This window comes from uncultured Gemella sp., assembly GCF_963537375.1.
GTDB lineage: Bacteria > Bacillota > Bacilli > Staphylococcales > Gemellaceae > Gemella.
The window spans coordinates 1-12,584 of the sequence record NZ_CAUTDQ010000047.1 but is presented as its reverse complement, the minus strand read 5'-3'; the positions used below and the strand labels follow the sequence as shown (position 1 = coordinate 12,584).

Below are 12,584 nucleotides of genomic sequence, written 5' to 3'. Positions count from 1 at the left end.
AAAATACTAAACCAAAATAACTTAATATTTTGTCCAACTTTTTGGGTGCAGTACCATTTTCGATGGGGTCTTTTTATTATTCTTACCTTATCTACACTAAAATATAAATATAAAAATAGATAATCGAGAATAACACATTCAACAACAAATTTTATCAAAATAGCAACATTTTCAATTTCCTGTGACTCTTGTGTGATACTTATTAACTATGTTATAATCATATGGAATTATAATTTTAAGGAGAAAATAATATGGATTTAATAATTAAAGAAATAATAGACAAGAAAGAAAAAGAAATAATATCTAAAGAGGTCCTTTACGACCTTCCCGAATGGTTTGGTCTACCTGAAAGTACAGAAGAGTATATTAAAGATTCACAAGATAAACCCTTTTTGGCTTGCTATGCGGATAATGATGTTGCAGGTTTTATCGTATTAAACGCAACAAGTAAGGATACTGCAGATATTTTTGTAATGGGTATAAAGAAAAAATTTCATAGAATGGGAATTGGAACAAAACTAAATACAGAATTCGAAAATATGGCAAAAAATCTTGGATATTCCTACTCGCAGGTAAAAACTGTAAAAATGGGACACTACAAAGAATATGATATTACTAATGAATTCTATATCGCAATGGGTTATAAAGAATTAGAATGTTTCCCTACCTTATGGGACGAATGGAATCCATGTCAAATATATATTAAATATTTAGGGAAATAATACTTCAATAATATTTTATTTATAAAAAAATATTTTAGTATCTAAAAGCTCGATGAGTAAAAATAAAAGTAGTATATTCCCCAAAAAACTTAATATAGTCTACTTTTGAAAACTAAATACAGGATAAATACAAAATTTATACCCTGCCGTTTCCCATACCAATACAAAAAATAAAGTCGATACTTCCTATAATATCAACTACTCAGGAGTGATTCTTCCTCTATTGAATGAAAATAGATTTTAAAAGTCAAAAATACTTGATATAGCTGACTTTTATAAATTATACATAGAATATTAACAAGTTTAACCCCACCAAAAATTATTGGCGGGATTTTCTCATATCTAAAACTTCAAATAAAATAATCTATATCTTCTACAAAAAATGTTTACAAAGATTTTTATTAGGAATATAATTAAGTGGAGTGTCATAATAGCCACTTATACAATCAACCTAAAAAAGGAGAAACACTTTATATGAATAAAAAACTTATAGCTATATTGTCTAGCATTATTGTTCTTTTATTACTTGCCAGTGGTCTTTATTATTTCTTTGGTTCTAGTAACAGTTCTATTAAAGAAGAACATGCTAAATACCTAGCTCTAATAAACGATAGCCATGACTTCAAAGGAGGACTTGCAGGATTAGAAACTTTAGACAATGATAAAGGACAAGAAGCTTTTAAAAATATTAAAACTGAAATAAAAATCGCTAAAGAATTAAAAAATGCTGATTCAAGTTTAGATAATAAAGACGTTGATGCCGCTAAAAAATCTTTAGAAAAAGTGGATTCACTTACTACTGATAACTCTTTTGATAAAGCTATCGAATGGTTAAAAGAAGATATCACTAATTACGAAAAAGCTTTAAAAGAAATTAAAGAAGCCAAGTCTGATGATATCAACAAAATATTAGATAAATACAAATTTAAACATAGTGCTTTAAAAGCAAAATTGAGTGAAGGAAAGGGAGAAACTAAATCTGACAACAGTAGTTCAAACTCTAGTTCATCAATTTCTGACAATGAAAATATACCTAGAGTTGGATTACAACAAGCTCCAATTACTTATGGAGAATTAAAACGAGGAGTCTACAATGATGGAGGTTCAGAAACTATAATTGGTAAACTTCTTTCTGAGGAACTTGGTGGTCCTGTTGCTAACTTCTCAAATGAACAAATAAGAGATGCTATCGCTAGATATAATGAAAAACATCCAACAGCAGGAGCAAATCCAGTTGCTAAAACTGAAAATCCTGCCGAAGACGGATATGCTTTAGCTAAAAAATATTATTCACAATGGGCTCCAAAAGTAACTGAGAATCCTAATTTAACTATAGAAGATCAAGGAAACAGATATGTTGTTCATGGTGTACAAAAAGGTCCTAGTGCAGTTATCGTCTATGAAAATCCACACTTAGTTCGTATCGTAAATGCTCAAACAAATATATACGTAGAATTTTAATTCTAAAACTTCTCAATTATCATTTTTTGATATTGGGAAGTTTTTTTCTAAGTTAAACTACTCCCTTCTTCTATTGACGTGACTTTGCTATTATTTTATAATTAATTATGTAGAAAATGAAAGGAGAATTTTATGAATAAAAAAAATAACAAAACTATAATTTCTATTATTTCCATAATAGTTGCGTTAGTTATTTGTTTTTTTGGATACACTCTTTATCAAAAGAAACAAGTCGAAACTGTGTCTGCTGAAAAACTAACTGCTCTACATGAACTTACAAAAAAATTCAATGATGAAAATGATAGAAATAAACGTCTAGAGTTATTAAAAGATACTCTTGATGAACAATCAAAATACAATTTAAGTTCTAATAAAGATTCAAAAGTTCAAGATGAGTTTAAAAATAGTATAAATACAATGCGTACTTATTTCCACAATGACTATGATAATACTCTAAAGAAATATACTATTTCAGATATTAGCAGTACTTCTGACAATAATAAAATTAATGACAGTAAGTCAAAATTAGATGAGTTAACAAAAATAATAGAAAAAGAAAAAGACTATACTTTCGAAACAGAAAAAGAAGCTCAAGAAAAACAAACTGAAATAGAAAAACTTGTGAAGAAATATGAAGAACGCATAAGTGAATTAGGTAAAAAAGAAAAAGAGATAGAAAAAAGAAAAGAAGATACTTCAGTGAATATTGGTGAACAATCCGTAAAAATGACTTCTACTCATTATGAAAATGAGTACTTCATTGTAGACGTTCCAGAAAAATGGTCTGGAAAATGGTGGATTAGCAAAACTATAGACACAAAAGACCTTGGAACATCTTCTCAACCCGCTATAGTTTATTCATTCAGTCGCCAAGGAGATAATCCTATGTTTGGTGGCGGTGGACAAACCGTTCATGTTTATCCTAACGGTCTACCTACCAATAAAATAAAGTCAGTTAAAGAATGGACTAAATTCGGTTCTAATATTTATGTTGGAGCTGGGGCTAGTAGCGGTTTCTTTAATGAGAAGAATCAATCAATTTATCGAGAAGAAATGGCTAGAATCAAAGCCAAATAACTCAAATCACCTCAATCAAAATTTTGGTTGAGGTATCTTTTTATACAAATTTAAAAAGTAGTCCTTGAAACTTAAGAGTTTCAAAGACTACTAATTATATTATCTTAAACCTTTATCGTATGGAATACCAAGTGCTTCTGGAGTAGAAGTTTTCTTAGAAAATACGATAAGTGCAATGATTGTAGCTACGAATGGGAACATGTTCCAGAATGATACCGGAATTGGTAAATCTGGTGCTAAGATAGAAACTTTCTCAGCGAATACTTTAGTTCCTCCGAAGAATAACGAAGCTAGTGTGATTGTAATTGGGTTATATTTACCGAAGATTAATGCTGCTAATGCTAAGTATCCGAATCCGTATACTGTGATTGCTGCGTTGAATCCTTGTGAGAATGTAGTTGCAATGATAGCTCCAGCTAATCCTGCTAGACATCCTGAAATAAATACCCCAATGTAACGATATTTAAATACGTTTAATCCAAGTGAATCACTGGCTTGTGGGTTTTCCCCAACAGAACGTAAACGTAATCCGAATGGACGTTTATAAATTACATAATATGTTACAATTACTAAGATTACAGCTATAAATACTGTTGGATAAATTGTAAATTTACCAAATACTGTATATCTTGGGAAACCACTTGCTAATAATAATTCATATGTACCATTAAAGTGGTTAACTAAGAATAATGCTATAGCTGGTGTAATTAAGTTAATCGCCGTACCCGAGATAACTTGATCAGCTTTTAAGTTAATACTGATATATGCGTGGATTAATGACATTAAACCACCTGCAAGTGTTGCAACAACTAAACAAATTACTAATTGGAATAATGTTGGAGATCCATCAAACACTGATAACGCTAATAGTGATGCGATGAATGATCCAAAGATTACGAAACCATCAAGGGCAATGTTAACAACCCCACTTTTTTCTGAATAGAAACCACCGATGGCAGCTATAAGAATTGGTGCAGTATATTGTAACATTGAGTCTAATAGTGATAATACTGTATCCATCTATTTATCTCCTTTCTGTTTCTTACTACTAAATAATTTATCAAGCAACTTGTTATCAAAGATAGCTTTAGCTGCAACGAATAATACGATTAAACCAATTAAAATATTCGCGATATCTTTTGGAATACCGATGAATGACAATTGTGGAGTTAATACTCCTAGGAATCCGAATAATAATGCACCTAATAGTGATCCAACAGCTGTGTTAGCACCGATTAATGCAACCGCGATTCCCATGTATCCAAATCCTTGGAATGTTGAACCTGCTACTACTTGTCCTACAGGTCCCATGTTATAAAGTGCTCCACCTAGACCAGCGAAAGCCCCTGAAATAGCCATAGATAACACTGTGTTTCTATTAACTTTCATACCTACGAATTTTGATGCATTCGGGTTAAATCCTACAGAACGTAATTCATAACCGAATACTGTTTTTTCCATAACGATATAGAAAATAATAACACTAAAAATAGCTAAGAATAAATCAGTTCCTAAACGATAGTTGTTGAAAATACCTTCAACTAAACTATTTTGTAAGTATCCTGTTCCATCAGCTGAAACGATAGGTTTAGAAATAATATCGTTAGTCCCTTTAATATATTTAGGTACAGCAAACTGTACGAAATATAAAGCTGTGTAGTTTAACATGATTGTTACAACTACTTCACTAATATTAAATCTAGCTTTTAAGTAACCTGCAATAGCTGCCCAAAGACCACCTACTACAACACCAACTAGAATACTAGTAATTAACACTAAATAGAAGTTCATACCTTCCATTTTAATCGCAACAAGTCCAGCGAAAAGACCACCCATAATAAATTGACCTTCTGCCCCAATGTTGAATAAACCTGTTCTAAATGCAAATGCAACAGATAATCCAGTACAAATAAGCGGAATTGTTGATACAAAAATTTCAGCTATACTGTTTGAGTCTGAAAAAATATCTCCGATTACTCCAAACACATCTCCTGGTGCTGCCCCTATCGCTGAAATAAGAATTGCTCCAATAATAAATGAAGCTAATATCGGTAGCACCGCATTAGTTAAAACTTTCTTTAACATACGTTCTCCTCTCTACTTCTTAACCCCTGCCATAAGCAGACCAAGTTGTTCTTTTGTTACATTTTCATCATTATCCACAACATCAATGATATTACCATTGTGAATAACTGCAATTCTATCAGATAAAGTTAAGATTTCATCTAAGTCAAATGAGATTAGAAGAACTCCATTACCTTTATCACGATAATTAATTAACATTTTGTGGATACCGTTAATAGCTCCAACATCAAGACCACGTGTAGGTTGAGTTGTTACTAATAATTTTGGATCTAATTCTAAAGCACGTCCAATAATAAGTTTTTGTTGGTTACCACCACTCATACTACGTGCAGAAATTTTTTCATCTCCGGCTTTACGTACATCATATTTTTCACAAATTTCTTTAGCAAATTTTGAAATAATATTCTTTTTCAAGAATCCACGTTTAGAGAATTTTTCTGTATAATAGTTTTCTAGAACTGAGTTTTCTTCAACACTGAAATCTAATACAAGACCATCTTTATGCCTATCTTCCGCAATAATTTCAAGTCCAAGCTCTTTACGTTTTGCTGTTGATAATGAATTAATCTCTTTTCCGTCAAAAATAATTTTTCCTTTTGTTTCTTTAAGTAAAGCATTTAGTACTTCTACAAATTGTTGTTGACCATTCCCGTCAACTCCCGCAATACCAAGAATTTCACGTTCACGTACATTTAAGTTGAAGTCATGTAGAATATCTTTCTTCTCAGCAGTGTCAGCATAAACACCTGAAACTTCAAGAATATTTTTCTTACCATCTCTTGAACGCTCATATTTAATTATTTCTAAGTCTTTACCAATCATAAGACTAGCTAGTTTTTCTTTTGTTGTTTCTGCTATTTCTACAGTTCCATAGTACTCACCACGACGAATAATACTACAACGGTTAGCTACAGCCATAATTTCGTTAAGTTTGTGAGTAATTAATAAAATAGTTTTTCCTTCTGCTTGTAGATTTTTAAGAATAGCTAAAAATTCTTTAATTTCAGCAGGAGTTAAAACTGCAGTAGGTTCGTCAAAAATTAAAATGTTAGCATCTCTATATAACATTTTTAAAATTTCAACCCTTTGTTGCATCCCAACACTAATATCTCCAACTAATGCTTTAGGGTCAACTTCTAAACCATATTTTCTAGATAAATCTTTAATTTTTACTGCAGCACTTTCTAAATCAATTTTTCCACCTTTAACTTCTTCCATACCTAAAATAATATTCTCAGCAACAGTGAAGTTTTTAATAAGTTTGAAGTGCTGATGCACCATCCCTATCCCAAGTTGGTTAGCATGCTTAGGATCTTTAATATCAACTTCTTTACCATTCAATTTAATAACACCGGCTTCTTGATGGTACATACCAAAAAGAACCGACATCAACGTAGATTTCCCTGCACCATTTTCACCAAGTAAAGCATGAATTTCATTGTTCTTTACCTGAATAGTGATATCTTTATTTGCGTAGAAGTCGCCAAACTTTTTAGTTATGTTTAGCATTTCTATAGCGTACATATCTTTACCTCTCTTTTATAAATTCTTACATATATATATTATAATATATTTTGACAAACTAGTATAGCTTTTTAATAGATTTTTTTCATATATTTTCCATTATTTCAGTTATTATAAAATAATTAATTATCATGGTGTATTCGTTTTATCATTTTATCATATAATATAGATTTTCTAACTATTATAAATTCTATTATAATATAAATTTTTTAATACTATTTAAGAAATATAATAATTCCCTACAAAAAAAGACCTAGCAAATGCTAGGTCTTTTGAAATACAAACTTCTTAAAATTAAAGTTCTCCGTCGATATTAGCTTTATCAGCTACACCAGCAGCATCAGCTGCAACTGTTGCTTTACCAGATTTTAGATCTTCAACAACTGTTTTAATTTTAGCTTTGATATCATCGCTTAAGTTAGGGTTTTCTGCTGGAAGTCCAACTCCATCTTCTTTAATTGTGAAGACTTTAGCTTTTCCACCTTCAAATTTTCCTGCTTTAATAGCGTCTAAGATGTTAGATACTGCAACGTCGATACGTTTAACAGCTGAAGTTAAGATAACTGATTTTTCAACATCTTTTCCATCTTTATCTTTAGCTTTGAATACACCTTCAGAATATTGGTCTTTATCTACACCAACGATCCAGTGTTTAACTTCTCCGCTTTCTTTAAGATCTTTAGTTGCTCTTTCTTGAGCTTCTTTAATAGATCCACTTCCAGTACCACCAGCTGCTACGAAGATAACATCAGCTCCAGCATCGTACATAGTTGCTGCTAAAGTTTTACCTTTGTTAGTGTCGTTGAATGAACCACTATAGTTGTAGACAACTTTGATATCTTTTTTAGCCGCTTTAGCACCTTGAACGAATCCAACACCAAATTTAACTACTGCTGGGATTTTAGCTCCACCAATGTATCCAACTTTACCAGTTTTTGATTGTAAAGCTGCTGCATATCCTGCTAAGTATCCTGCTTCGTGTTCTGAGAATGTAACTGATTCTACGTTTTTGTTTTGAACTACACCATCGATGAAGATGAATTTTTTATCTGCAAATGAATCTGCAACTTTTGGTAATTCTTTTTCAAAGTAGAAACCAGCTAATGAAATTACGTCAGAAGCTTTTGCTGCATTTTGTAAGTTTGCTGCAATATCACTTTGGTTTTTAGTTTCGATTGGGTTTAGTGCTTTTCCACCATTTTTTTCAGCCCAAGCTTTTACTGTCTCAACGTTACTTTGGTTGAAACTTTTATCTTTTGCTCCACCTTCGTCAGTTACAACACCGATTTTTAATCCAGAGTTGCTAGAAGATGAATTTCCGTTAGATGATTTAGAAGAACATCCAACAATAATTAATGCTGCTGATAAAACAACTGCTATTAACGAAAATACCTTTTTCATAAATAAAAAGTCTCCTTTATTTGTATATTGTTTATACCTAAATAATACCACATTATCTTGAAAACATCAAGAAATTATTTATTAAATGTTAAGATTTTCTTATAATGTTCGTTTTTAGAGTATAAAAAGTTGTTATATTGACATTTTAAAAAACTAATTTTCCTATTCTATTACTTTTCCACACATCAAGTATAAAAAAGTAAAGCATTTTCAAAACATTAATATCGTTTTCATTTTTCCGAATTATACTACTTCCAAAGATATTACACATTATCTATAAAACTCTATAAATGTTACAAAAACAAAGATTTAATTAAGTTATATTTCACGAACTTTAAATTAACGTGTTATAATATTGAAGAATTACTACACGTTATTAACAATAAAAAAATAAATCTCTATAAAACAAAATTTAGTTTTATAGAGATTTTACATAAAATAACCGTGTGTTTATAATTTTATCAATAATTTTAGAGAATTGAATTATAGTTCACCTTCTAAATTAGTACCTAAACCTTTTGCTTTTAATTCATCTCCAGTAGCTGCTACTTCAACTTTCCCTGATTTTAGTTCTTCAATAGCACTAGCGATTTTTGTTTTTGCCTCTTCGCTTAAGTTAGGATTTTCTTTTGGAATACCTACACCATTTTCTTTAATACCAAAAATGTGTTCACCTTTAGTGAACTTACCTTCTTTGATTTCATTTAAGATTTTTGTTACAGCTACTTCAATATTTTTAACAGCAGAAGTTAAGATAGCAGATTTTTGATATTCTTTTCCATCTTTATCTTTCCCTTTAAAAATACCTTCTTCATATTGATCTTTATCCACACCAACAACCCAGTGCTTAATTTCTCCACTCTTAGACATATCAATTATTCCACGTTCTTTAGCTTCTGAAATTACACCGTTACCTGTATTCCCAGCAGCAACAAAAATTACATCTGCTCCTGAGTCATACATAGTAGCTGCTAAAGTTTTACCTTTGTTTGTATCTGAAAAAGTTCCACTGTAATTGTACATTACTTTAATATCACTTTTAGCTGCTTTAGCACCATGTACAAACCCAATACCAAATCGCTCTACCGGTGGAGTTTTTGTTCCTCCGATAAATCCAACTTTCCCCGTTTTAGATTGTAACGCCGCTGCAAATCCTGCTAAATAACCAGCTTCTTGTTCTTTAAAGATTAAAGAAGCAATATTTGGAGCATCAACAAAAGTATCAACAAACATGAATTTTTTATCTTTATATTGTTCCGCTACTTTTGGAATTTCTTTTTCAAATTCAAAACCTGCTAAAGAAATAATATCAGACACTTTTGCAGCATTTTGTAAATTAGAAGTTATATCCGATTGAGTTTTCGTTTCTAAAACAACAGGCTCTTTCGCACCATTAGCTTTCGTCCACGCTTGAATTGCCTCTACGTTAGCTTGGTTAAAACTCTTATCTTTTGCTCCACCTTCACCAGTTACAACACCAATCTTATAGGCATTCTTCCCATCAGATTTCGTATCATTCTTAGCACTCTTTGAAGAACAACCAACAACAATTAATGATAATGCAACTAAAATTGCAAATATAGTACGTAATTTTTTCATAATTTCCTCCTAAAATTTTATGTACTAAGTTTATAATACAATATTTTTAAAGCGTTTGCAACTATTTTTTTACAAATTTGAATAAATTGTAAATAGCATTAAATAGATTTCTAAAAAATACTATGATTCCTAATAATTCAGTACTTTCTTTTTTTCGATTTAACTAGAATACTACTTTTATCATATATAATCTATATAATTCATCCTATCAACTATTACTCTGCTTTGAAATTAATCTCTAAAATTGTAAACGTTAATAATAAATAGATTAGAAATTATATATTTTCTGAATGTTTTATGCTATAATATTTTTAATAAAGCATTTTCAGGAGGATTTATATTATGACATATTATGAAAATATTGTAGAAACTGCAAACTACATAAAGAAATATTTTGGGGAACCTATTGACTATGCAGTAGTTTTAGGAAGTGGTATTACACTTGAACTTGAAGATCAACAAGAACTTGGTTATGAGGCTATTCCACTTTTCCCAGGAAATAAACACGCTAACCGAGTTAAAGGACATGCTAATAAACTAACTTTTGGTAAAATCTCTGGTAAAAACGTACTAGTATTAAACGGTCGCCTTCACTTTTATGAAGGATATAGCATGAAAGATGTTGCTTTTATGACATATGTTGTTAAATTTTTAGGAGTAAAAGGATTATTCATCACTAACGCATGTGGTGCTATTAACACAGACTTTACTGAAGGTGATATTGTATGTCTTGACGACTTTATTTCACTAGTGAGTAAAAACCCTCTAATGGGAGAAAACGATCCCCGTCTAGGTGAAAGATTCGTTGATATGACTACACCATTCGACCCATATCTAGTAGAAAACTTACACAATTCTGCTAAAAAATTAGATATTACTTTACACACAGGTGTTTATGGATTCTTCCAAGGTCCTTACTTTGAAACACGTGCTGAAATTCGTGCATTCAAAACAATGGGATGTGATCTTGTAGGAATGTCTACAGTTCCAGAAGTAATCGCTGCAAACCACGCATCACTTCCAGTTGCTGTTTTAGCTTGTGCTACTAACATGGCAACAGGAATACAAGAGAAAAAACACGACCATGAGCATGTATTAAAAACTGCACAAAAAATTAGTATAAACCTGAAAAATCTTTTAATAGAAACATTAGAAAACTTAAAATAGAAGGAGTAAAATTATGGAAAAAACTATTTTCGAAAAAATCATTGATGGAGAAATCCCAAGTTACAAAGTATATGAAGATGAACATGTATACAGCTTTTTAGATGTATTCCCTATAACAAAAGGACATACATTAGTAATACCTAAAAAACATAGTAGAAACATCTTCGACTGTGATCCAGAAACAGCAGCTAATATAGGTCGAGTTCTTCCAAAAATTGCTAATGCTGTAAAAGAAGCATATGGATGCGATGGTGTTAATATCTTCCAAAACAATGAAGAATATGCTGGACAAAGTGTATTCCACCTACACTTCCACATTGTACCAAGATACAAAGACAAAGATACAAACTTCGATAACTTAGAAGTTAAATGGCCACCACAAAAAGTTGAACCAGCAGAATTTGAAGAAATTAGAAAAGCTATAGCTGACAGACTATAATACAAGAAAAACTAGGTGATTTATATGTAACCGAAAAAATTAGACCAAAGCGTCTAACTTTTTGAATGGTAAGCAATAATGAATTTACCTAGTTTTTTTTATTCTTTACATAAAAAATACGAGACTGAGATAAATTCTCAGTTCTCGTATTTTTATATTATTTTCTTCCTTCTTTTGATGCAAATAAAGAAACGATTGAGTCTAAAGTAGTTTTTGGTTTTTCTTCAACAAATTCTTCAGCTTCTTCTTTTACTTCTTCTGCTTTTTCAATTACAGGAGCTACTGTTTCGTGAATTTGTTCAAATGTAGGTTCTACTTTTTCTTCATAGTGAGTTTCAACTGTTTCTTTAGCTTCTTCTGCTAACCCTTCTACTTTCGTAAAAGTAGGCTCAGTAACGTGTGAAAAATATTCTTTCACTTCTTCAACCGCATCTTGTGTTTTTTCTACAACAGGTTCTGTTACTTCTTGTGTTGCTTCTACTACTGGTTCTGCTACTTCTTGTACTTTTTCCACTACAGGCTCTGATGCTTCTTTTACTTCTTCTACTTTCTCAGTAGTTTCTGCTACTACAGCTTCTTTTACTTCTTCAGCTTTAGCACCAAGTTGAACAAAGTTTTCTTCCACTTTTTCAGCTTCTTCAGTTGCTGTTAGTTCTTCTAATTTTTCTTTAGCAATATCTTTTTCTTCTTGTGCTTGAGCTTCTAATTCTTGAGTTTTTTCGTTAATAATAGCAGTTAATTTCTCAATACCATTTTTAGTATTTTCTTTTAGTAATTCTTTGTGTTTTTCTAATTCTTTAGGATTTTTATAATAATAAGCTCCTAATGCACTCACTGCTCCTAATAAAGCACCCTTAAAAATTTTACCCATGTTTGAATTCCTCCTAATTTCTTATCAGTATTGATTTTATCAAAAAAATCGAATAATGTAAAGGATTTAAAGGTTTTTTATTTTTATAGATTATTATTTATTCTGTTTGTTTTGAAAAATAATAGAAGGTGCTGACCCAAAAGTCCTAAATTTTAACAAAGTGTTTATGAAAACTCATAGACACAGTGGTTTATTGATATCTAAATTCGCTTTATAAAAGCTTTTTAGATATCTAATA

At 30.8% G+C, this 12,584-nt stretch carries 11 protein-coding genes; 5 read left to right on the top strand and 6 right to left on the bottom strand.

Features of this window, described 5'->3' with window-relative positions:
* The first annotated feature begins 251 nt into the window (after nucleotides 1-251).
* The 3 genes from RYK99_RS08000 to RYK99_RS07990 all read left to right on the top strand — a co-directional run bounded on the left by RYK99_RS08000 (nucleotide 252) and on the right by RYK99_RS07990 (nucleotide 3,260).
* Nucleotides 252-722 (top strand): GNAT family N-acetyltransferase, encoded by a 471-nt coding sequence (locus tag RYK99_RS08000; protein ID WP_314991632.1) that lies wholly within the window; start codon nucleotides 252-254, stop codon nucleotides 720-722.
* A 474-nt stretch (nucleotides 723-1,196) separates the two neighbouring features.
* The gene (locus tag RYK99_RS07995) at nucleotides 1,197-2,183 is read left to right on the top strand and encodes a cell surface protein (RefSeq protein WP_314991631.1); all 987 of its coding nucleotides are present in this window, start codon (nucleotides 1,197-1,199) and stop codon (nucleotides 2,181-2,183) included.
* Nucleotides 2,184-2,315: 132 nt separating this feature from the next.
* A complete protein-coding gene (locus tag RYK99_RS07990) occupies nucleotides 2,316-3,260 on the top strand; it encodes a hypothetical protein (protein WP_314991629.1) in 945 nt (314 codons plus the stop codon).
* 99 nt (nucleotides 3,261-3,359) lie between these two features.
* Here RYK99_RS07990 and RYK99_RS07985 read toward each other — a convergent pair whose 3' ends face one another.
* The 5 genes from RYK99_RS07985 to RYK99_RS07965 form a co-directional block, all read right to left on the bottom strand.
* Entirely contained in the window at nucleotides 3,360-4,280 is a 921-nt protein-coding gene (locus RYK99_RS07985; RefSeq protein WP_003144629.1) for an ABC transporter permease, read from the bottom strand.
* Nucleotides 4,281-5,345 (bottom strand): ABC transporter permease, encoded by a 1,065-nt coding sequence (locus RYK99_RS07980; protein WP_048801994.1) that lies wholly within the window; start codon nucleotides 5,343-5,345, stop codon nucleotides 4,281-4,283. It abuts the gene before it with no gap.
* A 12-nt stretch (nucleotides 5,346-5,357) separates the two neighbouring features.
* Nucleotides 5,358-6,869 carry an ABC transporter ATP-binding protein gene (locus tag RYK99_RS07975; RefSeq protein ID WP_314991626.1) on the bottom strand — a complete coding sequence of 504 codons (1,512 nt, stop codon included), beginning with the start codon at nucleotides 6,867-6,869 and terminating at the stop codon, nucleotides 5,358-5,360.
* A gap of 294 nt (nucleotides 6,870-7,163) precedes the next feature.
* Complete coding sequence (locus RYK99_RS07970; RefSeq protein WP_314991624.1) at nucleotides 7,164-8,270, bottom strand: BMP family ABC transporter substrate-binding protein; 1,107 nt, start codon at nucleotides 8,268-8,270, stop codon at nucleotides 7,164-7,166.
* Nucleotides 8,271-8,753: 483 nt separating this feature from the next.
* Nucleotides 8,754-9,869 carry a BMP family ABC transporter substrate-binding protein gene (locus RYK99_RS07965; protein ID WP_314991622.1) on the bottom strand — a complete coding sequence of 372 codons (1,116 nt, stop codon included), beginning with the start codon at nucleotides 9,867-9,869 and terminating at the stop codon, nucleotides 8,754-8,756.
* A gap of 342 nt (nucleotides 9,870-10,211) precedes the next feature.
* Between RYK99_RS07965 and RYK99_RS07960 the strand changes: the two genes are divergently transcribed.
* Both RYK99_RS07960 and RYK99_RS07955 read left to right on the top strand, forming a co-directional pair.
* The gene (locus tag RYK99_RS07960) at nucleotides 10,212-11,036 is read left to right on the top strand and encodes a purine-nucleoside phosphorylase (protein WP_314991620.1); all 825 of its coding nucleotides are present in this window, start codon (nucleotides 10,212-10,214) and stop codon (nucleotides 11,034-11,036) included.
* A 13-nt stretch (nucleotides 11,037-11,049) separates the two neighbouring features.
* Nucleotides 11,050-11,475, top strand: a complete 426-nt coding sequence (locus tag RYK99_RS07955) for an HIT family protein (RefSeq protein WP_314991618.1) — start codon at nucleotides 11,050-11,052, stop codon at nucleotides 11,473-11,475.
* A gap of 157 nt (nucleotides 11,476-11,632) precedes the next feature.
* Here RYK99_RS07955 and RYK99_RS07950 read toward each other — a convergent pair whose 3' ends face one another.
* On the bottom strand, nucleotides 11,633-12,346 hold the full coding sequence (locus RYK99_RS07950) for a hypothetical protein (RefSeq protein WP_314991616.1): 714 nt from the start codon (nucleotides 12,344-12,346) through the stop codon (nucleotides 11,633-11,635).
* Nucleotides 12,347-12,584: the final 238 nt, after the last annotated feature.